This window comes from Nocardioides aquiterrae (assembly GCF_039526625.1).
In the GTDB taxonomy this organism is placed as follows: domain Bacteria; phylum Actinomycetota; class Actinomycetes; order Propionibacteriales; family Nocardioidaceae; genus Nocardioides; species Nocardioides aquiterrae.
On record NZ_BAAAJE010000006.1, the window covers coordinates 154,575 to 181,010 of the forward strand.

The following is a 26,436-nucleotide window of genomic DNA, read 5'->3' on the forward strand; positions in this document are numbered from 1 at the left end:
CCGCACGCACCCGAATTACGGCACGCTGGCGTCGCGGAAATGCCCAGGTCAGGCGTGACTTCCGGGCCGGGCGGAGCTCGGTGCCGACAACGGCCACCCCCGGGTGCGAGCCTGTTCCGGGAGTGGTTAGATGTGTCCTGGACCACTTAGTGATTCAGTTCACAAAGTCACAAAGCAGCTCTCGAGTTCGCTCGGAAGAGAGGCGAGGCATGGAGCTCTACACGCCGGTTCTGGTGCTGACGGCCCTGGCCGCGGCGTTCGCGGGGTTCTCCGTGATCATGAGCACCGCCGTCGGGCCGCGGCGCTACAACCGGGCCCGGCTCGACTCCTACGAGTGCGGCATCGAGCCGACGCCGCAGCCGGTCGGCGGCGGCCGGTTCCCGGTGAAGTACTACATCACCGCGATGCTCTTCATCATCTTCGACATCGAGACCATCTTCTTGTACCCGTGGGCCGTCCATTTCGACGCGCTCAAGATGTTCGGCCTGGCCGAGATGGTCGTGTTCATCGCCACCCTGTTCGTCGCCTACGCCTATGTATGGCGCCGCGGCGGCCTCGAATGGGATTGAGAGGAAACGCCTAGATGGGCATCGAGGAGAAGCTCCCGAGCGGCGTCCTGCTGACCACGGTCGAGGGCGTCGCCGGCTACATGCGCAAGGCGTCGTTCTGGCCCGCCACGTTCGGCCTCGCCTGCTGCGCGATCGAGATGATGACGACCGGCGGTCCGAAGTACGACCTGGCCCGGTTCGGCATGGAGGTCTTCCGCGCCAGCCCGCGGCAGGCGGACCTGATGATCGTCGCCGGCCGGGTCAGCCAGAAGATGGCCCCGGTGCTGCGCCAGATCTACGACCAGATGCCGAACCCGAAGTGGGTGCTGGCGATGGGCGTGTGCGCGAGCAGCGGCGGCATGTTCAACAACTACGCGATCGTGCAGGGCGTGGACCACGTCGTGCCCGTCGACATGTACCTCCCCGGCTGCCCGCCGCGCCCCGAGATGCTGATCGACGCGATCCTCAAGCTCCACGACCAGGTGCAGCACGCCAAGCTCGGCAGCCACCGCGAGGCCGAGATCGTCGAGCAGGAGGCCGCGGCCCTCAAGGGCCTGCCCACCTCGAACATGATGGGCCAACTGCGTTGAGCACCCCACGAAATTCTGCGACTCCTCCGCTGCGCTCCTCCGTCGAACAATTCCGAGGGGACCCCGCATGACCGAGAACGACCACACCGACAAGACCCCCGAGAACGTCCCGTCCCCGACCGGCGAGGTGCACCAGGTCGGGGTCCGGCAGGGCATGTTCGGCGTCCACGGCACCGGCGACACCAGCGGGTACGGCGGCCTGACCCAGGCGATCGCCTACCCCGGCGACGCCCGGCGCCCCTACGGCGGCTGGTACGACGAGGTCGCGGACGCGCTGGAGTCCGCGCTGCAGGGCGGCGAGCTCGAGGTCGCCGTGCCGCGGGTGGTGATCCACCGCGGCGAGATCACCTTCCACGTCCGCCGCGAGGACCTGCCGGCCGTGGCCAAGGTGCTCCGCGACGACGAGCGGCTGCGCTTCGAGTTCTGCTCGGGCGTCAGCGGCGTGCACTACCCGGAGGACACCGGGCGCGAGCTGCACGCGGTCTACCACCTGCTCTCGATGACCCACAACCGCCGGATCCGCCTCGAGGTCACCGCGCCCGACGCCGACCCGCACATCCCGTCGATCGTCCCGGTCTACCCCACGAACGACTGGCACGAGCGCGAGACGTTCGACATGTTCGGCATCGTCTTCGACGGCCACCCCGCGCTCACCCGCATCCTGATGCCCGACGACTGGCCGGGCCACCCCCAGCGGAAGGACTACCCGCTCGGCGGCATCCCCGTCGAGTACAAGGGCGCCGACGTCCCGCCGCCCGACCAGCGGAGGTCGTACTCATGACAACCGACCAGGATCTCTACGCCGGCAGCACCGAGACCACCGAGGGCCGGGTCTTCACGGTCTCCGGCCAGGACTGGGACTCCGTCGTCGACGGCCTCGCCGAGGACGCCGACGAGCGCATCGTCGTCAACATGGGCCCGCAGCACCCGTCGACCCACGGCGTGCTCCGCCTGATCCTCGAGCTCGAGGGCGAGACGGTCACCGAGGCCCGCTGCGGCATCGGCTACCTGCACACGGGCATCGAGAAGAACATGGAGTACCGCTCCTGGACGCAGGGCGTCACGTTCTGCACCCGGATGGACTACCTCTCGCCGTTCTACAACGAGATGACCTACGTGCTCGGCGTCGAGCGCCTGCTCGACATCGAGGACGACATCCCCGAGAAGGCCCAGGTCATGCGGGTCCTCCTCATGGAGCTGAACCGCATCTCCTCGCACCTGGTCTGCATCGCCACGGGCGGCATGGAGATCGGCGCGCTGACCGTGATGACGATCGGGTTCCGCGAGCGCGAGCTCGTGCTCGACCTGTTCGAGCTGATCACCGGCCTGCGCATGAACCACGCGTTCATCCGCCCCGGCGGCGTCGCGCAGGACCTGCCGCCCGGCGCGCTCGACGAGATCCGCGGCTTCATCTCGCTGATGCGCAAGCGGCTCCCGGAGTACGCCGACCTCTGCAACGCGAACCCGATCTTCAAGGCCCGGCTCGAGGGCGTCGGCCACCTCGACCTCCAGGGCTGCCTGGCGCTCGGCCTGTCCGGCCCGGTGCTGCGCGCCACCGGCTACCCGTGGGACCTGCGCAAGACCCAGCCGTACTCCGGCTACGAGACCTACGACTTCGACGTCCAGACCTGGGACACCGCCGACGCCTACGGCCGGTTCCGGATCCGGCTCAACGAGATGTGGGAGTCCCTGCGGATCGTCGAGCAGGCCGCCGACCGGCTCGCGAAGCTGGACGGCGCCCCGGTCATGATCGGCGACAAGAAGATCGCCTGGCCGAGCCAGCTCGCGATCGGCAGCGACGGCATGGGCAACTCCCTGGACCACATCCGCCACATCATGGGCGAGTCGATGGAGGCGCTGATCCACCACTTCAAGCTGGTCACCGAGGGTTTCCGGGTCCCGGCGGGCCAGGCGTACGTGCCGGTCGAGTCGCCGCGCGGCGAACTGGGGGCGCACGTCGTCTCCGACGGCGGCACCCGCCCGTTCCGGGCGCACTTCCGCGACCCGTCGTTCACCAACCTCCAGGCCACGAGCGTGATGAGCGAGGGCGGCATGGTCGCCGACGTCATCGTCGCGATCGCGTCCATCGACCCGGTGATGGGAGGGGTCGATCGATGACCCTCACTCAGGAGACGTACGGCGAGCTGCGCGAGATCGCGGCCCGCTACCCGGAGCCGCGCTCCGGCCTGCTGCCGATGCTGCACCTGGTGCAGTCGGTCGAGGGCCGGGTCACGCCCGAGGGGATCGAGGCGTGCGCGGAGATCCTCGGCCTCACGGCCGCGGACGTCAGCGGCGTCGCGACCTTCTACACGATGTACAAGCGCCGCCCGGTGGGCGACTACCACGTCGGCGTCTGCACCAACACGCTGTGCGCGGTGATGGGCGGCGACGCGATCTTCGAGCGGCTCAAGAGCCACCTCGACGTCGGCAACGACGAGACCACCGAGGACGGCAAGGTCACCCTCGAGCACGTCGAGTGCAACGCGGCCTGCGACTTCGCGCCGGTGATGATGGTCAACTGGGAGTTCATGGACAACATGACCCCCGAGTCGGCCGTCCAGCTCGTCGACGACCTGCGGGAGGGCAAGGAGGTCCGCTCCACCCGCGGCCCGCGCGTCGTCACCTGGCGCGAGGCGGAGCGGGTGCTCGCCGGGTTCCCCGACGGGCTCGCGGACGAGGGGCCGGCCGCGGGGCCGGCCTCGCTCGTCGGGCTCGGGATCGCCCGCGAGCGCGGCTGGACCGCGCCGCCGGACGAGGCGGACGCCGGCAGCGGCCGTACCGCCGACACCAAGCGGGAAGCGGTGGAGCAGGCCGACACGGCCCGCGCCGAGACGGAGACCGAGCAGGAGGAGAGCGATGCCTGACGTCCTCACCCCCGTCCTCACCGACAACTGGGGCGACGAGCGCAGCTGGACACTCGCGGCGTACCAGGCCCGCGGCGGCTACCGGGCGCTGGACAAGGCCCTCGCGATGACGCCCGACGCGATCATCGAGGAGGTCAAGGAGTCCGGCCTCCGCGGCCGCGGAGGCGCCGGCTTCCCGACCGGCATGAAGTGGGGCTTCATCCCGCAGGACAACCCCAAGCCCAAGTACCTCGTCGTCAACGCCGACGAGTCCGAGCCGGGCACCTGCAAGGACATCCCGCTGATGATGGCCAGCCCCCACACGCTCCTCGAGGGCGTGATCATCAGCAGCTACGCCATCCGCGCGAACAAGGCGTTCATCTACGTCCGCGGCGAGGTCCTGCACGTCATCCGGCGGGTGCAGCGCGCCGTCGAGGAGGCCTACGAGGCCGGGCTCCTCGGCACGGACATCCACGGCTCCGGGTTCGACCTCGACGTGGTCGTGCACGCCGGCGCCGGCGCGTACATCTGCGGCGAGGAGACCGCGCTGCTCGAGGGCCTCGAGGGCCGTCGCGGCCAGCCCCGCCTGCGGCCGCCGTTCCCGGCCGTCGCGGGCCTGTACGCGAGCCCGACGGTGATCAACAACGTCGAGTCGATCGCGTCGGTGCCGAGCATCATCGAGCACGGCCACCAGTGGTTCGCCTCGATGGGCACCGAGAAGTCCAAGGGCTTCGGGATCTTCTCGCTCTCCGGCCACGTCCAGCGGCCCGGCCAGTACGAGGCGCCGCTCGGCACCACCCTGCGGACGCTCATCGACCTCGCGGGCGGCGTCCGCGAGGGCCACGAGCTGAAGTTCTGGACGCCCGGCGGCTCGAGCACCCCGATGCTGACCGCCGAGCACCTCGACGTGCCGCTCGACTTCGAGGGCGTCGGCGCGGCCGGCTCGATGCTCGGCACCCGTGCGCTGCAGATCTTCGACGACACCACCTGCGTGGTGCGGGCGACGCTGCGGTGGACCGAGTTCTACAAGCACGAGTCCTGCGGCAAGTGCACGCCGTGCCGCGAGGGCACCTGGTGGCTGGTCCAGGTCCTCACCGCGCTCGAGAAGGGCCAGGGCAGCGAGGCCGACCTCGACCTGCTGCTCGACCAGTGCGACAACATCCTCGGCCGGTCGTTCTGCGCCCTGGCCGACGGTGCGGTCAGCCCGATCGCGAGCTCGATCCAGTACTTCCGCGACGAGTACCTCGCGCACCTCACGAACGGCGGGTGCCCCTTCGACCCGGCCGCTTCCACCCTCTTCGCCCCCGAGGGAGCCACGGCATGACGACCACCCCGGAGAAGACCGACCTGGTCACGCTGACCATCGACGGCGTGCAGGTCAGCGTCCCCAAGGACACGCTGGTGATCCGGGCCGCCGAGCAGGTCGGCGTGCAGATCCCGCGGTTCTGCGACCACCCGCTGCTCGCGCCGGTCGGCGCCTGCCGCCAGTGCCTGGTCGACATCCCCGACGCCGGCAACGGTCGCGGCTTCCCCAAGCCGCAGGCCTCCTGCACGCTGCCGGTCGCCGAGGGCATGGTCGTCAACACCCAGGCCACCAGCCCGGTCGCCGACAAGGCGCAGCAGGGGATCATGGAGTTCCTGCTGATCAACCACCCGCTGGACTGCCCGGTCTGCGACAAGGGCGGCGAGTGCCCGCTGCAGAACCAGGCGATGTCCAACGGCCGCGGCGAGACCCGCTTCCACGGGATGAAGCGGACCTATCCCAAGCCGATCAGCATCTCCGCCCAGGTGCTGCTGGACCGCGAGCGGTGCGTGCTGTGCGCGCGCTGCACCCGGTTCTCCGAGCAGATCGCCGGCGACCCGTTCATCGCGCTGGTCGAGCGCGGTGCGCTCCAGCAGGTCGGGATCTACGAGCGCGAGCCGTTCGACTCCTACTTCTCCGGCAACACCATCCAGATCTGCCCGGTGGGCGCGCTGACCAGCGCCGACTACCGGTTCCGGTCCCGCCCGTTCGACCTGGTCTCGACGCCCGGCGTCGCCGAGCACGACGCCTGCGGCTCCGCGATCCGCGTCGACCACCGGCGCGGCAAGGTGATGCGCCGCCTGGCCGGCAACGACCCCGAGGTCAACGAGGAGTGGATCACCGACAAGGACCGGTTCGCGTTCCACTACGCCAGCCAGTCCGACCGGCTGACCTACCCCCAGGTCCGCGACGCCGACGGGTCGCTCCGGCCCGCGTCGTGGCCCGAGGCGTTCGAGGTCGCGGCGCGCGGGCTGCGGGCGGCCGGTCCGGCCGCCGTGCTCACCGGCGGCCGGGTGACGGCCGAGGACGCCTACGCGTACAGCAAGTTCGCCCGCGTCGCGCTCGGCACCAACGACATCGACTTCCGGGCCCGGCCGCACTCCGCCGAGGAGGCGTCGTTCCTCGCGAGCGAGGTCGTGCTCCGGATGCCGGTCACGTACGCCGACCTCGAGCGGGCGTCGACCGTGCTGCTGGCGGGCCTGGAGCCCGAGGACGAGGCGGCCACGATCTTCCTGCGGCTCCGCAAGGCGTCCGGCTCTGCTCGTCCCGGGGGAGGCACCCGCGTCGTGTCGATCGCGCCGTACGCCTCCCGTGGTTTGGAGAAGATGCACGGCCGGCTGGTCCGCACCGCTCCCGGCGACGAGGCCGCGGCGCTGGAGGCCCTGGTCGACCACGCCGAGCACGGCATCGACGAGAACGCCGTGATCCTCGTCGGTGAGCGGCTCGCGACCGTCCCGGGTGCGCTCACCGCCGCCGCCGGACTGGCCGCGAAGACCGGCGCCCGGCTGGCCTGGGTGCCGCGCCGCGCCGGTGACCGCGGCGCGGTCGAGGCCGGCTGCCTGCCGAACCTGCTGCCCGGCGGCCGCCCGGTCGCCGACCCGGCCGCCCGGGTCGACGCCGCCACCACCTGGGGCGTCGACGGCCTGCCGGCCGCACCTGGCCGCGACGCGGACGCGATCGTGGCCGCGCTGGCCGCCGGCGAGCTCGGTGGCCTGGTGATCGGCGGCGTCGACCCCGACGACACCAGTGACCCCGCCGCGACCCGTGCCGCGATCGAGGCGGCGTCGTTCATCGTCGCCCTCGAGCTCCGCGAGACCGAGGTGACGCGGGCCGCGGACGTGGTCTTCCCGGTCGCGCCGGTGGTCGACAAGGCCGGCACGTTCGTGACCTGGGAGGGCCGGCCGCGACCGTTCGAGGCGACGTTCGTGAGCACCACGTCCCTGCCCGACCTGCGGGTGCTCGCCGGCATCGCCGAGGAGATGGCGCTGCTCGGGCAGGGGCGCGCGCTCGGCTTCCGCACCGTCGCCGAGGCGCGGGCGCAGATGGAGGAGATGGGTCCGTGGGACGGCGAGCGTGCCACCCACGGTGGTTTCGAGACGGTTGCCGGGGCCACCTCCTCAGCCACCGACGGGACGTTCGCCCTGGCGACGTGGAAGCTGCTGATCGACAACGGCTCGATGCAGGACGGCGAGAAGCACTACCGGGCCACCGGCCGGGTGCCGGTCGCGCGGATGAGCCAGGCGATGTACGACGCCCACGGCCCGACCGTCACCCTCACCGGTGACCGCGGGTCGGTCACGCTGCCCGCACAGGTGGCCGACCTCGCCGACGACGTGGTGTGGGTGCCGGCCAACTCGTTCGGCAACGGGGTGCTGGCCGACCTGGCCTCGCCCGGCAGCCGGGTGACCGTGACGAAGGGAGCGGACCGGTGATGTCCCCCGTGGTCCCGATGGTCGACGACCTCTCGGAGTTCGGCCAGGACGCCTGGTGGGTGATCGGGCTCAAGACCCTCTTCATCTTCCTGATCCTCGTCCTGCTCACGCTGTTCAACATCTGGTGGGAGCGCCGCGTGGTGGCCCGGATGCAGCACCGCATCGGCCCCAACGTGCACGGCCCGTTCGGGCTGCTCCAGTCGCTCGCCGACGGCGTGAAGCTGGCGCTGAAGGAGGACATCGTCCCGAAGGCCGCCGACCGCGTGGTCTTCATCCTCGCGCCGGTGATCTCCGCGACCACGGCGTTCGTGACGTTCGCGGTGATCCCGTTCGGGCCGGTCGTGAACTTCTTCGGCGAGCGGACGCCCCTGCAGCTCACCGACATGCCGGTCGCCGTGCTGTTCGTGATGGCGATCGCGTCGGTCGGCATCTACGGCATCGTGCTGGGCGGCTGGTCGAGCGGCTCGACGTACTCCCTGCTCGGCGGCCTGCGCTCCAGCGCCCAGATGATCTCCTACGAGGTCGCGATGGGCCTCGCCCTGGTCGCGGTGTTCCTGTACGCCGGCTCGATGTCGACGTCGGAGATCGTCGCGGCGCAGGGCGACCTGTGGTTCGGCCTGATCCTGGTGCCGTCGTTCGTGATCTACCTGATCGCGATGGTCGGCGAGACCAACCGGGCGCCGTTCGACCTCCCCGAGGCCGAGGGCGAGCTGGTCGGCGGCTTCCACACCGAGTACAGCTCGCTGAAGTTCGCGCTGTTCTTCCTCGCCGAGTACATCAACATGGCGACGGTTTCCGCGCTTGCGACCACGCTGTTCCTCGGCGGCTGGCACGCCCCGTTCTGGATCGACCACGTGTGGGCGGGCGCCAACCAGGGCTACTGGCCGCTGCTGTGGTTCTTCGGCAAGATCATGTTCTTCGTCTTCATCTTCATCTGGCTGCGCGGCACGCTGCCCCGGCTCCGCTACGACCAGTTCATGGCGTTCGGCTGGAAGCGGCTGATCCCGGTCGCGCTGGTCTGGATCGTCGCGGTCGCCACGATCCGGGCGATCTCGCTCGACGGTGGCCTCGACCGTCGGTACCTGCTGATCGGCATCGGCATCCTCGCCGTGCTGTTCCTGGTGCTGTTCTTCGTCGGTGACAACGCCGAGCCCGAGGAGACCGCCGAGCCGGCCGCCGGCACCCCGGGCGGCTTCCCGGTGCCCCCGATGCCGGCCGGCGGGCCGGTCCGTGGCGCCGCGCAGCCGCTCACGTTCCACACCAGCTCCACCGTCACGGGAGGCGACGCCTGATGGCCGACGACCAGTCCAAGAGCCTCAAGGAGCAGTTCTGGGACCCCGTCGCCGGCTTCGGCGTCACGTTCCGGACCATGTTCAAGAAGGTCGTGACCGAGCAGTACCCCTTCGAGAAGAACCCGACGGCGCCGCGCTTCCACGGCCGGCACCAGCTGAACCGCTGGCCGGACGGCCTCGAGAAGTGCGTGGGCTGCGAGCTGTGCGCCTGGGCCTGCCCGGCCGACGCGATCTACGTGGAGGGCGCCTCCAACACCGAGGAGGAGCGGTTCAGCCCCGGTGAGCGGTACGGCCGCGTCTACCAGATCAACTACCTGCGCTGCATCCTCTGCGGGCTGTGCATCGAGGCCTGCCCGACCCGGGCGCTCACGATGACCAACGAGTACGAGCTGGCCGACGACAACCGCGCCGACCTGATCTACGAGAAGCAGGACCTGCTGGCCCCGCTGCTGCCGGGCATGGAGCAGCCGCCGCACCCGATGCGGCTCGGCGACGACGAGGGTGCGTACTACCGCGGCGAGTTCGCCGCTCCCGCCCCGGCGAGCGCCTCGGACCGCAAGGAGGCCACGTCGTGATCGCGTTCTGGATCCTCGCGCCGATCATGACGATCGCCGCGCTCGGCATCCTGTTCGTCCGCAAGGCGGTGCACGCCGCGCTGCTGCTGGCCGTGGTGATGATCAGCCTGGCGATCCTGTACGCCGTGCTGGACGCGCCGTTCCTGTTCGCGGTGCAGATCATCGTCTACACCGGCGCGATCCTGATGCTCTTCCTGTTCGTGCTGATGCTCGTCGGCGTCGACTCCTCCGACTCGCTCGTCGAGACCATCCGCGGCCAGCGGGTCGCCGCGATGCTCGGCGGCCTGGCGCTCGGCCTGGTGCTGGTCGTCGGCCTCGGCCAGATCTCGCTGGGCACCGCCGTCGGGCTCGACGTCGCCAACGACAAGGGCAACATCCAGGCGCTCGCGAGCATCCTGTTCTCCCGCTACGTCTTCGGGTTCGAGGTCACCAGCGCGCTGCTGATCACCGCGGCGGTCGGCGCCATGGTGCTCGCGCACCGCGAGCGGCTCACGCCGAAGCCGGGCCAGGCCGAGCAGGCGGCGCAGCGGGTGCGTGACTTCGCCGAGAAGGGCACCCACCTCGGGCCCCTGCCGCCCCCCGGCGTCTACGCCCGCCACAACGCCGTCGACACCCCGGCGCTGCTGCCCGACGGCACGCCGGCCGAGGCGTCGGTCTCCCGGGTGCTCGCCGCGCGGGGCACGGTGCGCTCGGCGCCGGCCCTCGCCGACGACATCACCGAGATCGAGAGCCAGATCGGCGGCGCGACCCACGCCGGCCGCGAGAGCGAGGCGCCGGCCAGCACCACCGAGCAGACGCCCCCGACGGGAGGTTCCCACTGATGAACATCACGGCGTACGTCGTGCTGTCCGGCATCCTGTTCACGATCGGCTGCGTAGGGGTGCTCACCCGTCGCAACGCGATCGTCGTGTTCATGTGCGTCGAGCTGATGCTCAACGCCACGAACCTCGCGCTGGTCGCCTTCGCCAAGCAGCACGGCAACCTCGACGGGCAGATCGCCGCCTTCTTCGTGATGGTGGTGGCCGCGGCCGAGGTGGTCGTCGGGCTCGCGATCATCATGACCATCTTCCGGACCCGTCGCTCGGCCTCGGTCGACGACGCCAGCCTCCTGAAGTACTGAGAGGTACACGCAGATGTACGCACTCCACGGAGGCGAGTCGATCCCGGTCGTCGACCCGACGGCGGCCGACGGGGTCTTCTCCCTGCTCTGGCTGGTGATCGCGCTGCCGCTGGCGGGCGCGGCGATCCTGCTCGTCGGCGGCCGGTACACCGACAAGTGGGGACACCTGCTCGGCACGCTGCTGCCGATCGGCTCGTTCGTGCTGTCGCTGATCATGTTCGTCACGGTGCTCGGCCGCGACGAGAGCGACCGCCAGGTGATGCAGCACCTCTACACCTGGATCGAGGCCGGCCACCTGAACGTCGGCATGGACCTGCTGTACGACCCGCTGTCCGCGCTGTTCCTGCTGCTGATCACCGGCGTCGGCTCGCTGATCCACATCTACTCGATCGGCTACATGGCGCACGACCCGCGCCGGCGCCGGTTCTTCGGCTACCTCAACCTGTTCGTGGCCGCGATGCTGATGCTGGTGCTGTCCGAGAACTACCTCGGCCTGTTCCTCGGGTGGGAGGGCGTCGGCCTGGCGTCGTACCTGCTGATCGGCTTCTGGCAGCACAAGCCGTCCGCGGCGGCCGCCGCGAAGAAGGCGTTCGTCATCAACCGGGTCGGTGACATGGGCCTGTCGCTGGCGATCATGATGTTCTTCGTCCTCTTCGGGTCGACCAGCTTCTCGGTGATCAGCGCCGCGGCCGGCAACGCGTCCGAGACCCAGATGACGATCCTCGGCCTGCTCCTCCTGCTCGGTGCGTGCGGCAAGTCCGCCCAGTTCCCGCTGCAGGCCTGGCTGCTCGACGCGATGGAGGGCCCGACCCCGGTGTCGGCCCTGATCCACGCGGCGACGATGGTGACCGCCGGTGTCTACCTGGTCGTGCGGTCGAACTTCGTCTTCGAGCTCGCGCCGGACGCCCAGACCGTGGTGGTCGTCGTCGCGGTGATCTCGCTGCTCTGGGGCGCCTGGATCGGCTGCGCCAAGGACGACATCAAGAAGGCGCTGGCCGGCTCCACGATGAGCCAGATCGGCTACATGATGCTCGGCGCGGGCCTCGGTGTCGCGGGCTACGCCTTCGCGATCTTCCACCTGCTCACGCACGGCTTCTTCAAGGCCAACCTGTTCCTCGGCGCCGGCTCGGTCATGCACGGCATGAACGACGACGTCGACATGCGCCACTACGGGGCCCTCCGCAAGGCCATGCCCGTCACGTTCCTGACCTTCGCGATGGGCTACCTCGCGATCATCGGGTTCCCCGGGTTCTCCGGCTTCTGGTCGAAGGACAAGATCATCGAGGTCGCGCTGACCCAGAGCCCGGTGGTCGGCATCCTCGCGCTGCTGGGCGCCGGCATCACCGGCTTCTACATGACCCGGATGATGCTGATGACGTTCTTCACCGAGAAGCGCTGGGAGAAGGGCGTGCACCCGCACGAGTCGCCGGCCGTGATGACCGGTCCTCTCGTCGTCCTCGCGGCGCTCTCGGTGCTCGGCGGCGTCATGCTGGCCGGCAACTGGATCGTCGGCTTCCTCGAGCCGGTCACCGGCGTCGCGGAGCACGAGGACCCGCCGATCCCGGTGCTCGCGGTCAGCGCGCTCACCGTCGCGGTGGTGGCCGTCGGCGTCGCGCTCGCCTGGTTCCTGGTCGGCAAGCGCGAGGTCCCGCGGACCGCCCCGCAGGACGTGTCGTTCGTGACCCGTGCCGGTCGCGAGGAGGTGTACGGCAACAAGATCAACGACACGCTCGTCGTGAACCCGAGCCGGCGCCTCACCGCCGCGCTGCTCGTCACCGACCGGCGCGTCGTCGACGGCGTCCTCACCGGCGGTCCGGTCGCGATCGGCGCGATCGCCTCGGTCGCCCGGCGCGCGCAGAACGGGTTCGTCCGCTCCTACGCCCTGTCCCTCCTCGGCGGTGTCCTCATCGTCGTCCTGGCCCTCCTGGCGGTGAATCTGGCATGAGCGAGTTCCCCTGGCTCACCGTCCTCTGGGCGGTCCCGATGGTCGGCGCGGTGGTCACCGCGTTCGTGCCGAAGGCCCGCGGCGAGGTGCTGCCCAAGCAGGTCGCGCTCGCGTTCTCGGTGCTGACGCTCGCGGTCGGCGTCGCGATCGCCGCGCAGTTCGACGCCGGCGACGGCATGCAGCTGACCGAGACCCACGACTGGATCTCGGCCTTCGGCGTCCACTACGCGCTCGGCGTCGACGGCCTCGGCCTGCTGCTGATCCTGCTGACCGTGGTGCTGGTGCCGATCGTGTTCGTCGCCTCGTGGCACGAGGCCGACGGCCGCCACCCCGCGGCGTTCTTCGCCTGGGCGCTGGCGCTCGAGGCGTTCGCGCTCGCCGTCTTCGCCGCCACCGACGTGTTCCTCTTCTACGTGGTCTTCGAGGCCACGCTGATCCCGGCGTACTTCCTGATCGGCCGGTTCGGCCGGGAGGGCCGGGCGTACGCCGCGCTCAAGTTCCTCATGTACCAGCTCGGCGGCGGCCTGGTGCTGCTGGCCGCGGTGATCGGCCTGTACGTCGTGTCCGCCGACGCCGGCACCCCGTCGTACCTGCTCTCCGACCTGCAGAACCTCGACATGAGCACGACCTGGGAGCGCTGGCTGTTCGTCGGCTTCATGATCGCGTTCGCTGTGAAGGCGCCGCTGTTCCCGCTGCACACCTGGCTCGCCGACACCACCGAGAAGGCCACGCCCGGCACGTCGGTGCTGCTGGTCTGCATCCTCGACAAGATCGGCACCTTCGGGATGCTGCGGTTCTGCCTCGGGCTCTTCCCGGAGGCCTCGCAATGGGCGACGCCGGTCGTGGTGACGCTCGCGCTGATCTCGATCGTGTACGGCGCGTTCCTCGCGATCGGCCAGGACGACATCCTGCGGCTGATCGGCCTCACGTCGCTCAGCCACTTCGGCTTCATCACCCTCGGGATCTTCGCGCTGACCACGCAGGGCGGCTCCGGCTCGATCCTCTACATGGTCAACCACGGCGTCGGGACGGCCGCGCTGTTCCTCATCGCCGGGTACCTGATCCGGCGCAAGGGCACCTCGCTGATCAGCCAGATCACCGGCGTCGAGAGCAGGGCGCCGGTGCTGGCCGGGCTGTTCCTGGTCGCCGGCCTGGCCACGCTCGGCCTGCCCGGCCTGAGCCAGTTCGTCTCCGAGATCATGGTGATGATCGCGGCGTTCGACTACCACTGGTGGGTCGGCGCCGTCGCGGTCACCGGCATCGTGCTGGCCGCGGTCTACGTGCTCTGGCTCTACGAGCGCACGATGACCGGTCCGCCCGTCCCCGGTGACGAGGCCCTGGTCGACCTGAACCGGCGCGAGCTGGTCGCCGTCGTCCCGCTGGTCGCCGCGCTGCTCCTGTTCGGCTTCTGGCCGATGCCGATGCTGGACGCGGCGAACCCGACCGTCGACTCCCTGCTCCAGCACGTCGGCGTCACCGACGACGAGCCGATGGTGCCCGCGGAACCCGGTCTCGACTTCCACGAGGAAGGTCACTGATGGACTTCGTGAAGCCCACCATCGAGTACAGCCAGATCTGGCCGATGCTGGTCGTGTTCGGCGTCGCGTGCGTCGGCGTGGTGATCGAGGCGTTCGTGCCGCGCGGGCTGCGGTTCCGGGTCCAGGCCGTCCTCGCCGCGCTGGGCCTGCTGGTCGCCCTCGGCGGCACCATCTGGGTGGCGTCCCGGCTCGACGAGCTCGGCGGCGGCGTCGCCCGGGGCTCCATCGACGTCGAGGGCTCCCTGGTCGTCGACGGGCCGGCGGTGTTCCTGTGGGGCATCATCCTGCTGTTCGCGATCGGCGGCGTGCTGCTGTTCGCCGAGCGCCGGCTCGAGGGCGGCGTCTCGGCGTTCGCCGGCCAGGCGGCGGCGCTGCCCGGCACCGAGGCCGAGCGCCAGGCGTCGACCCAGGGCCTGGAGCACACCGAGGTCTACCCGCTGCTGATGTTCTCGGTCGGCGGCATGCTGCTGTTCCCCGCCGCGAACGACCTGATCACGTTGTTCGTCGCGCTCGAGGTCCTCTCGCTGCCGCTGTACCTGCTGTGCGGCCTGTCCCGCCGGCGCCGGCTGCTGAGCCAGGAGGCGGCGCTCAAGTACTTCCTGCTCGGTGCGTTCTCCTCCGCGTTCTTCGCCTACGGCGTCGCGCTGACCTACGGCTTCGCCGGGTCGATGGGCTTCGCCGAGATCAACGAGGCGGTCCGCAACGACACCGCGAACGGCACGCTGCTGCTGATCGGCCTCGGCATGGTGTCGGTCGGCCTGCTGTTCAAGATCGGCGCCGCGCCGTTCCACTCCTGGACCCCGGACGTCTACCAGGGCGCCCCGACCGCGGTCACGGCCTTCATGGCGGCCGGCACCAAGATCGCCGCGTTCGGCGCGATGCTGCGGCTCTACTACGTCGCGTTCGGCTCCGAGCGGTGGTCCTGGCAGCCGATGCTCTGGGTGATCGCGATCCTGACGATGGTCGTCGGCGCGGTGCTGGCGGTCGTGCAGACCGACATGAAGCGGATGCTGGCCTACTCCTCGGTCGCGCACACCGGCTTCCTGCTGACCGGCATCCTCGGCGTGCAGCAGGCCTCGGAGCTCTCCGACGGCCAGGTCACGTCGCTCCAGGCGGTGCTCTTCTACCTGGCGACGTACGGCTTCGCAATCGTCGGCGCGTTCGCCGTGGTCACGCTGGTGCGCGACTCCGGCGGCGAGGCCACGACCTTCGCGCGCTGGCAGGGGCTGGGCCGGCGCTCGCCGCTGGTCGCCGGCCTGTTCGCGTTCTTCCTGCTGTCGATGGCGGGCATCCCGCTGACCGCGGGCTTCGTCGGCAAGTGGGCGGTCTTCACCGTCGCGCTGTCGGCCGGCGCGTGGCCCGTGGTGATCGCCGCGATCGCGTGCAGCATCATCGCGGTGTTCTTCTACGTGCGGGTCATCGTGCTGATGTTCTTCGTCGACGGCGACGCCGGAGAGGGCGAGGTCGCGGTGGTCACCAAGCCGTCGCTGCTGACCTCCGGCACCATCCTCGTCGGGGTGGCCGCGACCCTCGTCCTGGGCATCGTGCCCGGCCCGGTGCTCGATCTCGCGGCGAATGCGGGACAATTCGTCAGGTGACCACGAGTACACCGGCTCTGGCCCTCCCCGTCACGGACGAGGCGTTGGCCTCGCGCCTGCGCGAACGGCTCGCCGTGGTGGAGGAGGCGCTGGCCGGGCACGTGGTGAGCAGGGCGGGTTTCGTGACCGAGACCGCCAGCCACCTGATGTCGGCCGGGGGCAAGCGGTTCCGGCCCCTCCTGGTGCTGCTCGCCGCCGAGACCGGTGACCGCGCGGACTCCGACGAGGTCGTCACGGCGGCATGCGTCGTCGAGCTGACCCACCTGGCGTCGCTGTACCACGACGACGTCATGGACGAGGCCGAGCTGCGCCGCGGCGCCGACGCCGCCCACTCCCGCTGGGGCAACCACGTCGCGATCCTGACCGGCGACTGGCTGTTCTCCCGGTCCTCCGAGCTCACCGCCCGCCTCGGTCCCGAGGCGGTCCGCATCCAGGCGGAGACGTTCACCCGGCTGGTCGAGGGACAGATCCTCGAGACCGTCACGCCGGGACCGGGGGAGGACCCGCTCGCGCACTACCTCGAGGTCGTGGCGGGCAAGACCGGCTCGCTGATCGCGACCTCCGCCCGGTACGGCGCCCGGTTCGGCGGGGCGACACCGGAGGTCGAGGAGGCACTCACGGCGTACGGCGAGATCGTCGGCTCGGCGTTCCAGCTCTCCGACGACATCCTCGACATCGCGTCCGACTCGGGGGAGTCGGGCAAGACCCCCGGCACCGACCTGCGGGAGGGCGTCCCCACGCTCCCGGTGCTGATGGCCCGCGCGGCGAACGACCCCGCCGACGCCCGCCTGATCGAGCTGCTCGACGGCGACCTCACCGACGACGACCGGCACGCCGAGGTGCTCGACCTGCTGCGCAAGCACCCCGCCCTCGACGAGGCCCGCGCGTACGTCGTCACCCGCGCCCAGGAGGCCAAGGCCCAGCTCGCGGTCGTCCCGCCGGGCCCGGTCCGCGACGCCCTCGAGGCGTTCGCCGACATCGTCGCCGTCCGCTCCACCTGACGGTCGACTCGGCTGACGAAAGTCTCGATTCAACGGCGAGTGGCATAGGACACACCCCCAGGGGGTACGTCGGCGGCATCGTCGTCGGGTTCCGGGAGGTCGTCATGGTGTCGGTGTCGTTCAACGCGCGGGAGCGACGGCTCGTCCTGGACGGGACCTGCTGGCCCACGGATGCGGAAGGCGTCTCCGACGCGATCCGCGCGGCAGCCGACCCGAGCCGCGGGCTGGTGCTCGACCTGACCCGGCTCACCAGCCTGCCGCACGAGGTCGCGGCCGCGACCACCGCGGCGTGCTGCGCGGCCGAGGCCGACGGCTGCCGGATCCGCGTCTGGACGCTCCCGGGCTCGGCCACCGAGCTCGCCCTGGCGGCGGCGTCGCGCGGCGAGGCCGCGCTCGCGCCGACCTCCTGAGCCTCAGGCCGCGGTGGTCGCCTCCACCGTGAGCCGCAGCTGGCGGCGCCGGTGGTTGACCGCCTCGACGGTGAAGATCGCCAGCGCGATCCAGACGAGCACGAAGCCCACCCAGCGGCCGGCCGGCATGTCCTCGTGGAAGTACAGGACGCCGAGCCCGAACTGGATGATCGGCGCGAGGTACTGGAGCAGGCCGAGGGTGACCATCGAGACCCGCGTCGCCGCCGCGCCGAAGCAGATCAGGGGGATGGCGGTCACGATGCCCGTGCTCACGAACAGCAGCGCGTGCCCGGCGCCGTGGCTGGCGAAGTTCGACTCGCCGGCCTGTCCGAGCCAGAGCAGGTAGCCCGCAGCGAACGGCGCGATCACCACCGTCTCGTACGACAGGCTCTCGGTGGCGCCGACGTTCGCGGTCTTCTTGCACAGCCCGTAGCTGCCGAACGAGAACGCGAGCACGAGCGCGACCCACGGCAGGTGACCGTAGTCCAGGGTCAGCACGACGACCGCGCCGAACGCGAGCCCGAGCGCCATCCACTGCAGCGGGCGCAGCTGCTCGTGCAGGATGACCACGCCCATCAGCACCGTCACCAGCGGGTTGATGAAGTAGCCCAGCGACGTCTCGACCACGTGGCCGTTGTTCACGCCCCAGATGTAGGTCGTCCAGTTCACCGTGATGACCACGGCGGCCAGCGTCAGGAGCAGCCGCACCCGCCGGTCGCGCCAGATCGCGCGGAGCTGCGCCCGACGGCGGAGCGCGACGATGAGCACGCCCATCGTGAGGCACGACCAGAGCACCCGGTGGGCGAGGATCTCGAAGGCGCCGGCCGGCTCGAGGAGCGGCCAGTAGAGAGGGAACGCGCCCCACATCGCGTACGCCGCGACGCCCAGCAGGAACCCCCGGCGAGCATCTGGCACCTCGACATTCTAGGAGGGGGTTTCACCCAGCCGTCGCCGGGGGATGGTCCGGCGCAACGGGGTCGCTCCGACGCCCGCGTTCTCGGAGGGAGACCGGCGGATGCGCCGTACCATGTCCACCCTGATCGCCGCCCTCGCCCTGCTGCTCGCGAGCCTGCTCGGACCGGCGACGGCCCACGCCCAGACCGCCGGCGACAAGCCGACGCGGCACCTGCACGACGCCATCGTCAAGAAGCACGGGAAGCTCTTCTTCCAGGGTCGCGTCGAGCCCGGCCACGGGCCGGTCTACGTCCAGAAGAAGGACTGCGCCAAGCAGCGCTGCAGGTGGCACAGCTTCAAGCGGGTGCGCACGCACGGGCCCCAGGAGAGGTGGAGCGTCCGGGTCTACGCTCCCAAGCACGGCAACTGGTACTGGCGTGGGTACGTGAAGGCGTCGGGCGACTACGCCACGTCGTGGACGCACGTCTGGAAGACGTACACCCGCCGCTACTGACCCGCGATCAGGCCACGGTCCAGGTGTCCCCGCCGCCGATGAGCGCCGCGAGGCGGTCGGAGCGGTCACCGGGCGCGGCCGTCTGGGCGGTGACGACCTGGCCCCGCGCCTGGTCGTCGTACGTCGGCCGCTCGACCTGCCGGAAGATGCCGATCGGCGCCTGGTGCAGGTAGTCGGCGGCGGTGAGCCGCGAGAGCGCGAACGCCGTGGTCGGGTCGGGGTTGTGGGCGTCGTGGACGAGGATCGCGTCCTCACCGACATCGGCCACCTCGACCACCTTCACGCCCCCGGTGTCCCGGTCGCGGACGACGCCCTTGGCCCCGCCGGCACCGAAGCGGATCGGCTCGCCGTGCACCAGCGGGATGATCGCGTCGGCCTTGGTGTCGTTGTTCTTGATCGCGTCGAACGCGCCGTCGTTGAAGATCGGGCAGTTCTGGTAGATCTCGACCAGCGAGGTGCCCCGGTGCGCCGCGGCGGCGGACAGCACCGAGGTGAGGTGCTTGCGGTCGGAGTCGATGGTCCGCGCGACGAACGAGCCCTCGGCGCCCAGCGCCAGCGACACCGGGTTGAAGGGGTGGTCGACCGAGCCCATCGGCGTCGACTTGGTGACCTTACCCGCCTCCGACGTGGGGGAGTACTGACCCTTGGTGAGCCCGTAGATCCGGTTGTTGAACAGCAGGATCGTCATGTTCACGTTGCGGCGCAGCGCGTGGATCAGGTGGTTGCCGCCGATCGAGAGCGCGTCGCCGTCGCCGGTGACGACCCACACCGACAGGTCCTCGCGCGCGGTCGCGAGCCCGGTGGCGATCGACGGGGCCCGGCCGTGGATGGAGTGCATCCCGTAGGTGTCGAGGTAGTACGGGAACCGCGAGGAGCACCCGATGCCCGAGACGAACACGATGTTCTCCCGGCGCAGGCCGAGATCGGGCAGGAAGCCCTGCACGGCCTTGAGCACCGCGTAGTCACCGCAGCCGGGGCACCAGCGGACCTCCTGGTCGCTGGTGAAGTCCTTGCCGGTCTGCGTCTGGTCGGTGGTCGGGACGAGCTCGACTCCGGAGTGGAGGCCCGGGAACGGCAGCTCGGTGGCGGTCACGTGTTCGCCTCCTCGGCGATCGGGGTGGTGGTCAGGTCGACGTTGACCTGGTGCGGGGAGATCCCCTCGGCGTCGGCGACCAGGCCGCCGATGGCCTCGGCCAGCTCGGCCGCCTTGAGGGGAAGGCCCCGGACCTGGTTGTAGCCGACGGCGTCGACCAGGTACTTGGCGCGGATCAGCAGGGAGAGCTGGCCGAGGTTCATCTCCGGGACCAGCACCTTGTCGTAGCGCTGCAGGATCTCGCCGAGGTCGCGGGGGAACGGGTTGAGGTGGCGCAGGTGGACCTGCGCGACGTGGTAGCCGGCCTTGCGGACCCGGCGCACGCCGGCGCCGATCGGGCCGTACGTCGAGCCCCAGCCGAGCACGACGACCTTGGCCTGGCCGGACGGGTCGTCGACGTTCAGCGGGGGCAGCGACTCGGCGATCCGGTCCACCTTCGCCTGGCGGGTGCGCACCATCAGGTCGTGGTTGGCGGGGTCGTAGGAGATGTTGCCGGTGATGTCGGCCTTCTCAAGGCCGCCGATCCGGTGCTCCAGGCCGGCGACGCCGGGTGGCGCCCACGGGCGGGCGAGTGTCTCGGGGTCGCGCGCGTACGGCTCGAACGCTGGGGTCTTTCCATCGGGGCCCTCGGCCAGCGGCTGCGCGAAGGCGGGGTCGATGGTGGGCAGGTCGGCGATCTCCGGGATCCGCCACGGCTCGGAGCCGTTGGCCAGGTAGCCGTCGGACAGCAGCATCACCGGGGTCCGGTACGTGATCGCGATGCGCGCGGCCTCGAGCGCGGCGTCGAAGCAGTCGCCCGGCGACTGCGGGGCGACGATCGGGACCGGCGCCTCGCCGTTGCGGCCGAACATCGCCTGCAGCAGGTCGGCCTGCTCGGTCTTGGTCGGCAGGCCGGTGGACGGGCCGCCGCGCTGGACGTCGACGACGATCAGCGGCAGCTCGGTCATCACCGCCAGCCCGATGGCCTCGGACTTCAGCGCGATGCCCGGGCCGGACGTCGTGGTGACGCCGAGGGCGCCGCCGAAGGAGGCGCCGATCGCGGAGCCGATGCCCGCGATCTCGTCCTCGGCCTGGAACGTCGTCACGCCGAACGCCTTGTGCTTGCTCAGCTCGTGGAGGATGTCCGACGCGGGGGTGATCGGGTAGGAGCCGAGGAACACGGGGAGCCCGGACTGCACGCCCCCGGCGACCAGGCCGTAGGCGAGCGCGAGGTTGCCGGTGATGTTGCGGTAGGTGCCGGGGGCCATCGGCGCCGGCTTGATCTCGTACTGGACCACGAAGGTCTCGGTGGTCTCGCCGAAGTTCCAGCCGGCCTTGAACGCGGCGATGTTGGCGTCGCGGATGTCCGGGATCTTCGCGAACCGCTTCTCCAGGAAGGCGATCGTCGGCTCGGTCGGCCGGCCGTACATCCACGAGAGCAGCCCGAGGGCGAACATGTTCTTGGCCCGCGCCGCGTCCTTGCGCGACAGCCCGAACTCCTTGACCGCCTCCACGGTCATCCCGGTCAGGTCCACCGGCTGCACGTTGAACTCGCCCAGCGCGTCGTTCGCGTCGCCCAGCGAGTCCAGCGGGTTGGCGTCGTACCCGGCCTTGGCGAGGTTGCGCGGGGTGAAGTCGTGGGTGTCGACGATGATCGTGGCGCCGCGCGGCAGGTCCGGCAGGTTCGCCTTCAGCGCGGCCGGGTTCATCGCGACCAGCACGTCGGGGGCGTCGCCCGCGGTGAGGATGTCGTGGTCGGCGAAGTGCACCTGGAACGATGAGACACCGGGCAGCGTGCCCTGGGGCGCCCGGATCTCCGCGGGGAAGTTCGGCAGGGTCACCAGGTCGTTGCCGAAGACCGCCGACTCCTGCGTGAACCGGTCGCCGGTGAGCTGCATGCCGTCACCGGAGTCGCCCGCGAACCGGATGATCACCCGGTCGAGCTGCTTGACCTGCTTGGACACGCCCACTCCCTCGTCCGTGTAGTGCGCACCGGAATCGTAGGTGCGGGACGGCCAGCACTGGAACACGTTCCAGTTTGCCGGACCGGACCACCGGCGCGGTTCTCCACGATAGTCCGGCGTGCCGGGGCGCCGAAGCCGTCTCTCCCTCCGGATGTGTGACGCGAGACACGACCCGATTTTGCTGTGTTGATTAGCCATTGACTTACTAAAGTCGAGTAGTCTGCTAAGCATTACGTAGATAGGCGTCCCCCGACCGGGGCGGCGCGCGAACAGGAAGAGGCACGATGAACAGGACGCTCAAGGTTGCGGCGGCTGTGTCGGTCGCTGGGGTGCTGGCCTTGACGGGATGCTCCGGCGACTCGTCCGCGAACAGTGGTGACACCGTCAACGTCGTCGGCTACTCGGTGCTCGAACAGGCCAACAAGAACGAGATCTTGGCCTTCAACGACACCGACGCCGGCAAGGACGTCGACATCAAGGGGACCTACGGCGCCTCGGGCGACCAGAGCCGCGCGGTCGCGGCCGGTCTCGACGCCGACGAGGTCCACCTCTCGCTCGAGCCCGACGTCACCCGGCTGGTCGACGCCGGCATCGTGCCCAAGGACTGGAAGGACAACGACACCAACGGCATCTGCACGCAGTCCGTGGTCGTCTTCGTCGTCCAGAAGGGCAACCCGAAGGGCATCTCGACCTGGTCCGACCTGGTCGAGCCGGGCATCGGCATCGTGACCCCGAACCCCGCCTCCTCGGGGTCCGCCAAGTGGAACCTGCTGGCGGCGTACGGCTCGGTCATCGCCGACGGCGGCGACGAGGCGGCCGCGAAGGACTACATGACGAAGTTCTTCGGCAACGTCGCCGCGCTCCCCGACAGCGGCCGGGACGCCACCACGGCGTTCACCGGCGGCACCGGCGACGTCCTGCTCTCCTACGAGAACGAGGCGATCCTCGCGCGCCAGAGCGGCCAGGACTTCGACTACATCGTCCCGGACACCACGCTGCGCATCGACAACCCGTGCGCGCTCTCCACGGACGCCTCGAAGCCCGCCCAGGACTTCCTCGACTTCCAGAAGTCCGAGGAGGGCCAGAAGCTGTACGCCGAGACCGGCTACCGCCCGCTGGTCGACGTGGGCGACGTGACCGTCGAGGGCGCCAACGACCCCGCCAACGCGTTCCCGGAGCCGCAGACGCTCCTCACCATCGACGACGACTTCGGTGGCTGGGACGAGGCGAACGGGAAGTTCTTCGGTGACGGCACCGACGGGGAGCCGATGGGCATCCTGACCCAGGTCCAGGCCGACGCGGGCCAGTAATCCATGGCCACCGCATCGCTTGCGGTCGAGAGCCGGCCGGCGCGCACGCGCCGGTCGGCTTCGGCCGGCGCACTGACACCCGCGTCCGGGCTCGGCCTGGGCGTGGCCATGGTCTGGTTCAGCCTGCTGGTCCTGATCCCCCTGTCCGCGATCATCGTCAAGGCGAGCGGCGGCGGCTGGTCGACGTACGAGGCCGTGCTCACCAGCCCGAACACCCGGGCCGCCCTGCAGCTCACGATCGTCTCGGCGCTGATCATCACCGCGCTCAACATGGTGATGGGCACGGTCATCGCCTGGGTCCTGGTCCGCGACCGGTTCCCCGGGAAGGCCGTCCTCGACCTGGTCATCGACATCCCGTTCGCGATGCCGACGATCGTCGCCGGCCTGGTGCTGCTGTCGCTCTACGGGCCGCAGAGCCCGATCGGCGTCACGGTGAACGGGACCCGCTGGTCGGTCCTGCTCGCGATGGCGTTCGTGACGCTGCCGTTCGTGGTGCGCACCGTGCAACCGGTCCTCGAGGAGCTCGACACCGACGTCGAGGACGCCGCCGCGTCGCTGGGCGCGAGCCGGTTCACGACGTTCCGGCGGGTCGTCCTGCCCGCGCTGGTGCCGGCGATCTTCGCCGGCGCGGCGCTGGCCTTCGCCCGCGGCATCAGCGAGTACGGCGCCCTCGTGCTGATCTCCGGCAACCTGCCGCGCAAGACCGAGGTCGTCTCGGTCCGGCTCTTCTCGTTCCTCGAGGGCGGCAACACCGAGGCGGCCGCGGCCGTGGCGACGATCATGCTGGCCGTCGCGCTGCTGGCGATCGTCGCGCTCGACGTGATCCAGAGGCGGGTGGCCCGCCGTGGCTAGCACCAGCAGCACCGCCGTGGGCACCGGCTCACCGGTCGTGAAGTGGGCGCTGCGACTCGTGGTCGTCGGCTACCTGCTGATGCTGGTCGCCTGGCCGACGGCGTACGTCGTGAGGCACACGTTCGCCGACGGCCTGACCGGCATCCAGGAGGCGCTGGCCGACCCCGACGTCGTGCACGCGCTGAAGCTCACCGCCGAGGTCGCCGTGATCTCGGTGCTGATCAACACGGTGTTCGGCATCGGCATGTCGCTGCTGCTGGTCCGGCACAGCTTCCCGGGGAAGCGGGCGCTGTCGGTCCTGATCGACCTGCCGCTGTCCGTCTCGCCGGTCGTCGTCGGCCTCGCGCTGGTGCTCGTCTACAACGGCCGGTTCGGCTGGTTCGGGCCGTGGCTCGAGGACCACGGCCTCCAGGTCGTGTTCGCGCGGCCGGGCATGGTCCTGGCGACCTGCTTCGTGATCCTGCCCCTCGTGATCCGCGAGATCGTGCCCGTGCTCGAGGAGCTCGGGGACGACCAGGAGCAGGCGGCGCGCAGCCTCGGGGCGAACGCGCGCCAGACCTTCTGGCGGATCACCCTGCCCGGCATCAAGTGGGCGGTCGTGTACGGCGTGGTGCTCAGCCTCGCCCGCGCCCTCGGAGAGTTCGGGGCCATCAAGGTCGTCGCCGGCAACGTCGGTGGCGAGACGCAGGTGGCCACGGTGCTCGTTCAGCAGAAGTACCAGAACTTCGAGCAGCAGACGGCGTACTCGGTGGCGTTCATGCTGGTCTTCGCGGCCGTGCTGTGCCTGGTCGTCGTCGCGCTGCTCCGCCCGAAGGAGAGCAAGGAAAAGTGAGCATCGAGGTCAGGGGAGTCAGCAAGCGGTTCGGTGACTTCGTCGCCCTGGACGACGTCAACGTCTCGCTGCCCACCGGGCAGCTCACGGCGCTGCTGGGCCCGTCGGGCGGCGGCAAGTCGACGCTGCTGCGCATCATCGCGGGGCTGGACTCCGCCGACAGCGGGTCGGTCACCATCGAGGGGACCGAGGCCACCCACCTGCCGCCGCAGAAGCGCAACGTCGGGTTCGTGTTCCAGCACTACGCGGTCTTCAAGCACATGACCGTCGCCAAGAACGTCGCGTTCGGCCTGGAGATCCGCAAGCGGCCCAAGGACGAGATCGCGGCCAAGGTCGACGAGCTGCTCCGGCTGGTCCACCTCTCGCAGTTCGCGCACCGGCTGCCCTCGCAGCTGTCGGGCGGCCAGCGCCAGCGGATGGCACTGGCCCGGGCGCTCGCCGTGGAGCCGAACGTGCTGCTGCTCGACGAGCCGTTCGGCGCGCTCGACGCCAAGGTCCGCAAGGAGCTGCGCGAGTGGCTGCGCCGGCTGCACGACGAGGTGCACGTGACCACGGTCTTCGTCACCCACGACCAGGAGGAGGCCATGGAGGTCGCCGACGAGATCGTGGTCATCAACGAGGGCCGGGTCGAGCAGGTCGGCACGCCGGACCAGCTGTACGACGAGCCGGCGAACGCCTTCGTCATGGGCTTCCTCGGGGAGACGACGACCCTCAACGGGATCACGCTGCGCCCGCACGACGTGCACGTCTCGCGCACCCCGCAGCTCGCGGGTGCGGCCGAGGGCACGGTCTCGCGGCTGCTGCGGGTCGGGTTCGAGGTGCGCGTCACCGTCCTCACCGACGACGGTGAGGTCGTGAACGTCGTCCTCACCCGGACGCACGCCCGCCAGCTGGAGCTCGAGGAGGGCGCCCGCGTCTGGGTCACCCCGGCGACCGGCGCGATGGCAGTGTCGGCCATGTCGGCCGCCGCCGGCTGAGGGCGATCGCCCCGGACGTCGCCGGGGTGCGGTCGCAGGACGTCATACGGACAGTGGAGGGGGACACACTGTCCGTATGACGTCCCGGCGAAGCGGTCGCGCCCTCAGCGGTAGTTGGTGAACTGCACCGCGAAGTCGTAGTCCTGCTGCTTGACCAGCGCGATCACGGCCTGCAGGTCGTCGCGCTTCTTGGAGGACACGCGGAGCTCGTCACCCTGGATCTGCGCCTTGACGCCCTTGGGGCCCTCGTCGCGGATCAGCTTGGAGATCTTCTTCGCGTCCTCCGACGAGATGCCCTCCTTGAGCGCGATCGAGATCTTGCTCTGCTGGCCGGACTGGCGCGGCTCGGAGGCGTCGAGCACCTTGAGGCTCACGTCGCGCTTGACGAGCTTGGTCTTGAAGACGTCGAGGACGGCGGTCGCCCGGTCGTCGGCGGACGCGGAGATCTCGATCGCGTGCTCGCCCTGCCACTCGATCGACGCGCCCGTGCCCTTGAAGTCGAACCGGGTGGCGATCTCCCGGGCGGTCTGGCCGAGCGCGTTGTCGACCTCCTGGCGGTCGATCTTGCTGACGATGTCGAACGACGAGTCGGCCATCTGCACTCCTCCGGTCTGGTTTTCGCGTGCCACGCGGGCTGCGCTATTCTTTCGCCTTGTTGCCGCGGGGCCAAACCGCGTGCGACACCCGGCAGGTTGCCCGAGCGGCCAATGGGAGCGGACTGTAAATCCGTCGGCTTTGCCTTCGAAGGTTCGAATCCTTCACCTGCCACTGGATGGAACTTCCACCAGGCGCCGGACCCCCACCACGTGTGGGGGTCTCGTGCATG

25 protein-coding genes and 1 tRNA gene are annotated in these 26,436 nt (G+C 70.2%); 22 read left to right on the forward strand and 4 right to left on the reverse strand.

What is annotated here, in order from left to right:
- Positions 1 to 209 precede the first annotated feature (209 nt).
- The 16 genes from ABD086_RS07415 to ABD086_RS07490 all read left to right on the forward strand — a co-directional run bounded on the left by ABD086_RS07415 (position 210) and on the right by ABD086_RS07490 (position 17,195).
- The gene (locus tag ABD086_RS07415) at positions 210 to 569 is read left to right on the forward strand and encodes an NADH-quinone oxidoreductase subunit A (protein ID WP_343906846.1); all 360 of its coding nucleotides are present in this window, start codon (positions 210 to 212) and stop codon (positions 567 to 569) included.
- A gap of 14 nt (positions 570 to 583) precedes the next feature.
- Positions 584 to 1,138, forward strand: a complete 555-nt coding sequence (locus tag ABD086_RS07420; protein WP_343906847.1) for a NuoB/complex I 20 kDa subunit family protein — start codon at positions 584 to 586, stop codon at positions 1,136 to 1,138.
- Between the two features lie 67 nt (positions 1,139 to 1,205).
- Positions 1,206 to 1,919 carry an NADH-quinone oxidoreductase subunit C gene (locus ABD086_RS07425; RefSeq protein ID WP_343906848.1) on the forward strand — a complete coding sequence of 238 codons (714 nt, stop codon included), beginning with the start codon at positions 1,206 to 1,208 and terminating at the stop codon, positions 1,917 to 1,919.
- A complete protein-coding gene (locus ABD086_RS07430) occupies positions 1,916 to 3,256 on the forward strand; it encodes an NADH-quinone oxidoreductase subunit D (RefSeq protein ID WP_343906849.1) in 1,341 nt (446 codons plus the stop codon). Before ABD086_RS07425 ends, ABD086_RS07430 begins: the two co-directional genes overlap by 4 nt.
- On the forward strand, positions 3,253 to 4,002 hold the full coding sequence (gene nuoE, locus ABD086_RS07435; protein ID WP_343906850.1) for an NADH-quinone oxidoreductase subunit NuoE: 750 nt from the start codon (positions 3,253 to 3,255) through the stop codon (positions 4,000 to 4,002). The genes ABD086_RS07430 and nuoE overlap by 4 nt, the downstream gene beginning before the upstream one ends.
- Entirely contained in the window at positions 3,995 to 5,305 is a 1,311-nt protein-coding gene (gene nuoF / locus ABD086_RS07440) for an NADH-quinone oxidoreductase subunit NuoF (protein ID WP_343906851.1), read from the forward strand. Before nuoE ends, nuoF begins: the two co-directional genes overlap by 8 nt.
- Positions 5,302 to 7,716 (forward strand): NADH-quinone oxidoreductase subunit G, encoded by a 2,415-nt coding sequence (locus ABD086_RS07445; protein WP_343906852.1) that lies wholly within the window; start codon positions 5,302 to 5,304, stop codon positions 7,714 to 7,716. The genes nuoF and ABD086_RS07445 overlap by 4 nt, the downstream gene beginning before the upstream one ends.
- Positions 7,716 to 9,008, forward strand: a complete 1,293-nt coding sequence (gene nuoH, locus ABD086_RS07450) for an NADH-quinone oxidoreductase subunit NuoH (protein WP_343906853.1) — start codon at positions 7,716 to 7,718, stop codon at positions 9,006 to 9,008. The genes ABD086_RS07445 and nuoH overlap by 1 nt, the downstream gene beginning before the upstream one ends.
- Positions 9,008 to 9,583 (forward strand): NADH-quinone oxidoreductase subunit NuoI, encoded by a 576-nt coding sequence (gene nuoI, locus ABD086_RS07455; RefSeq protein ID WP_343906854.1) that lies wholly within the window; start codon positions 9,008 to 9,010, stop codon positions 9,581 to 9,583. The genes nuoH and nuoI overlap by 1 nt, the downstream gene beginning before the upstream one ends.
- A 26-nt stretch (positions 9,584 to 9,609) precedes the next feature.
- Complete coding sequence (locus ABD086_RS07460; protein WP_425571590.1) at positions 9,610 to 10,404, forward strand: NADH-quinone oxidoreductase subunit J; 795 nt, start codon at positions 9,610 to 9,612, stop codon at positions 10,402 to 10,404.
- Positions 10,404 to 10,703, forward strand: coding sequence for an NADH-quinone oxidoreductase subunit NuoK (gene nuoK, locus ABD086_RS07465; protein WP_343906856.1), 300 nt, complete (start codon positions 10,404 to 10,406; stop codon positions 10,701 to 10,703). Before ABD086_RS07460 ends, nuoK begins: the two co-directional genes overlap by 1 nt.
- 13 nt (positions 10,704 to 10,716) lie before the next feature.
- The gene (nuoL, locus tag ABD086_RS07470) at positions 10,717 to 12,648 is read left to right on the forward strand and encodes an NADH-quinone oxidoreductase subunit L (RefSeq protein WP_343906857.1); all 1,932 of its coding nucleotides are present in this window, start codon (positions 10,717 to 10,719) and stop codon (positions 12,646 to 12,648) included.
- On the forward strand, positions 12,645 to 14,186 hold the full coding sequence (locus ABD086_RS07475) for an NADH-quinone oxidoreductase subunit M (protein WP_343906858.1): 1,542 nt from the start codon (positions 12,645 to 12,647) through the stop codon (positions 14,184 to 14,186). The genes nuoL and ABD086_RS07475 overlap by 4 nt, the downstream gene beginning before the upstream one ends.
- Complete coding sequence (gene nuoN / locus ABD086_RS07480) at positions 14,186 to 15,784, forward strand: NADH-quinone oxidoreductase subunit NuoN (protein WP_343906859.1); 1,599 nt, start codon at positions 14,186 to 14,188, stop codon at positions 15,782 to 15,784. Before ABD086_RS07475 ends, nuoN begins: the two co-directional genes overlap by 1 nt.
- Positions 15,781 to 16,785 (forward strand): polyprenyl synthetase family protein, encoded by a 1,005-nt coding sequence (locus ABD086_RS07485; RefSeq protein WP_343906860.1) that lies wholly within the window; start codon positions 15,781 to 15,783, stop codon positions 16,783 to 16,785. Before nuoN ends, ABD086_RS07485 begins: the two co-directional genes overlap by 4 nt.
- 104 nt (positions 16,786 to 16,889) lie before the next feature.
- Positions 16,890 to 17,195, forward strand: coding sequence for a hypothetical protein (locus ABD086_RS07490; protein ID WP_343906861.1), 306 nt, complete (start codon positions 16,890 to 16,892; stop codon positions 17,193 to 17,195).
- A 3-nt stretch (positions 17,196 to 17,198) separates the two neighbouring features.
- Here ABD086_RS07490 and rarD read toward each other — a convergent pair whose 3' ends face one another.
- Positions 17,199 to 18,110, reverse strand: a complete 912-nt coding sequence (gene rarD, locus ABD086_RS07495; RefSeq protein ID WP_343906862.1) for an EamA family transporter RarD — start codon at positions 18,108 to 18,110, stop codon at positions 17,199 to 17,201.
- Positions 18,111 to 18,222: 112 nt separating this feature from the next.
- Here rarD and ABD086_RS07500 point away from each other — a divergent pair, with 112 nt between their 5' ends.
- A complete protein-coding gene (locus tag ABD086_RS07500; protein ID WP_343906863.1) occupies positions 18,223 to 18,603 on the forward strand; it encodes a hypothetical protein in 381 nt (126 codons plus the stop codon).
- 7 nt (positions 18,604 to 18,610) lie between these two features.
- Here the strand turns inward: ABD086_RS07500 and ABD086_RS07505 are convergent, their stop codons facing one another.
- Entirely contained in the window at positions 18,611 to 19,696 is a 1,086-nt protein-coding gene (locus ABD086_RS07505) for a 2-oxoacid:ferredoxin oxidoreductase subunit beta (RefSeq protein ID WP_343906864.1), read from the reverse strand.
- Positions 19,693 to 21,639 carry a 2-oxoacid:acceptor oxidoreductase subunit alpha gene (locus tag ABD086_RS07510; protein ID WP_343906865.1) on the reverse strand — a complete coding sequence of 649 codons (1,947 nt, stop codon included), beginning with the start codon at positions 21,637 to 21,639 and terminating at the stop codon, positions 19,693 to 19,695. Before ABD086_RS07510 ends, ABD086_RS07505 begins: the two co-directional genes overlap by 4 nt.
- A 284-nt stretch (positions 21,640 to 21,923) precedes the next feature.
- On the opposite strand from ABD086_RS07510, the gene ABD086_RS07515 reads away from it, so the two are divergent.
- From ABD086_RS07515 to ABD086_RS07530, 4 genes are read left to right on the forward strand one after another with little or no spacing between them, the layout of a single operon-like run.
- On the forward strand, positions 21,924 to 22,949 hold the full coding sequence (locus ABD086_RS07515) for a sulfate ABC transporter substrate-binding protein (protein ID WP_343906866.1): 1,026 nt from the start codon (positions 21,924 to 21,926) through the stop codon (positions 22,947 to 22,949).
- A 3-nt stretch (positions 22,950 to 22,952) separates the two neighbouring features.
- Positions 22,953 to 23,801, forward strand: coding sequence for a sulfate ABC transporter permease subunit CysT (gene cysT, locus ABD086_RS07520; protein WP_425571568.1), 849 nt, complete (start codon positions 22,953 to 22,955; stop codon positions 23,799 to 23,801).
- Positions 23,794 to 24,633: a sulfate ABC transporter permease gene (locus ABD086_RS07525; protein ID WP_343906867.1), complete on the forward strand. Its 840-nt coding sequence runs from the start codon at positions 23,794 to 23,796 to the stop codon at positions 24,631 to 24,633. The genes cysT and ABD086_RS07525 overlap by 8 nt, the downstream gene beginning before the upstream one ends.
- A complete protein-coding gene (locus ABD086_RS07530) occupies positions 24,630 to 25,610 on the forward strand; it encodes a sulfate/molybdate ABC transporter ATP-binding protein (RefSeq protein ID WP_343906868.1) in 981 nt (326 codons plus the stop codon). The genes ABD086_RS07525 and ABD086_RS07530 overlap by 4 nt, the downstream gene beginning before the upstream one ends.
- A gap of 104 nt (positions 25,611 to 25,714) precedes the next feature.
- Here the strand turns inward: ABD086_RS07530 and ABD086_RS07535 are convergent, their stop codons facing one another.
- A complete protein-coding gene (locus ABD086_RS07535) occupies positions 25,715 to 26,206 on the reverse strand; it encodes a YajQ family cyclic di-GMP-binding protein (RefSeq protein ID WP_343906869.1) in 492 nt (163 codons plus the stop codon).
- Between the two features lie 90 nt (positions 26,207 to 26,296).
- Here ABD086_RS07535 and ABD086_RS07540 point away from each other — a divergent pair.
- Positions 26,297 to 26,378: transfer RNA gene (locus ABD086_RS07540), tRNA-Tyr, on the forward strand.
- The last annotated feature ends 58 nt before the right edge of the window (positions 26,379 to 26,436 follow it).

What these genes read in the sequence shown, in the direction of transcription:
- ABD086_RS07535 (WP_343906869.1), bottom strand. Translation starts at nt 26,206, where the DNA reads ATGGCCGACTCGTCGTTCGACATCGTCAGCAAGATCGACCGCCAGGAG.
- ABD086_RS07515 (WP_343906866.1), top strand. Translation starts at nt 21,924, where the DNA reads ATGAACAGGACGCTCAAGGTTGCGGCGGCTGTGTCGGTCGCTGGGGTG.
- ABD086_RS07490 (WP_343906861.1), top strand. Translation starts at nt 16,890, where the DNA reads ATGGTGTCGGTGTCGTTCAACGCGCGGGAGCGACGGCTCGTCCTGGAC.
- nuoI (WP_343906854.1), top strand. Translation starts at nt 9,008, where the DNA reads ATGGCCGACGACCAGTCCAAGAGCCTCAAGGAGCAGTTCTGGGACCCC.
- ABD086_RS07445 (WP_343906852.1), top strand. Translation starts at nt 5,302, where the DNA reads ATGACGACCACCCCGGAGAAGACCGACCTGGTCACGCTGACCATCGAC.
- nuoK (WP_343906856.1), top strand. Translation starts at nt 10,404, where the DNA reads ATGAACATCACGGCGTACGTCGTGCTGTCCGGCATCCTGTTCACGATC.
- ABD086_RS07500 (WP_343906863.1), top strand. Translation starts at nt 18,223, where the DNA reads ATGTCCACCCTGATCGCCGCCCTCGCCCTGCTGCTCGCGAGCCTGCTC.
- nuoH (WP_343906853.1), top strand. Translation starts at nt 7,716, where the DNA reads ATGTCCCCCGTGGTCCCGATGGTCGACGACCTCTCGGAGTTCGGCCAG.
- nuoL (WP_343906857.1), top strand. Translation starts at nt 10,717, where the DNA reads ATGTACGCACTCCACGGAGGCGAGTCGATCCCGGTCGTCGACCCGACG.
- ABD086_RS07475 (WP_343906858.1), top strand. Translation starts at nt 12,645, where the DNA reads ATGAGCGAGTTCCCCTGGCTCACCGTCCTCTGGGCGGTCCCGATGGTC.
- ABD086_RS07460 (WP_425571590.1), top strand. Translation starts at nt 9,610, where the DNA reads ATGACGATCGCCGCGCTCGGCATCCTGTTCGTCCGCAAGGCGGTGCAC.
- nuoE (WP_343906850.1), top strand. Translation starts at nt 3,253, where the DNA reads ATGACCCTCACTCAGGAGACGTACGGCGAGCTGCGCGAGATCGCGGCC.
- nuoN (WP_343906859.1), top strand. Translation starts at nt 14,186, where the DNA reads ATGGACTTCGTGAAGCCCACCATCGAGTACAGCCAGATCTGGCCGATG.
- cysT (WP_425571568.1), top strand. Translation starts at nt 22,953, where the DNA reads ATGGCCACCGCATCGCTTGCGGTCGAGAGCCGGCCGGCGCGCACGCGC.
- ABD086_RS07415 (WP_343906846.1), top strand. Translation starts at nt 210, where the DNA reads ATGGAGCTCTACACGCCGGTTCTGGTGCTGACGGCCCTGGCCGCGGCG.
- nuoF (WP_343906851.1), top strand. Translation starts at nt 3,995, where the DNA reads ATGCCTGACGTCCTCACCCCCGTCCTCACCGACAACTGGGGCGACGAG.
- ABD086_RS07430 (WP_343906849.1), top strand. Translation starts at nt 1,916, where the DNA reads ATGACAACCGACCAGGATCTCTACGCCGGCAGCACCGAGACCACCGAG.
- ABD086_RS07425 (WP_343906848.1), top strand. Translation starts at nt 1,206, where the DNA reads ATGACCGAGAACGACCACACCGACAAGACCCCCGAGAACGTCCCGTCC.
- ABD086_RS07420 (WP_343906847.1), top strand. Translation starts at nt 584, where the DNA reads ATGGGCATCGAGGAGAAGCTCCCGAGCGGCGTCCTGCTGACCACGGTC.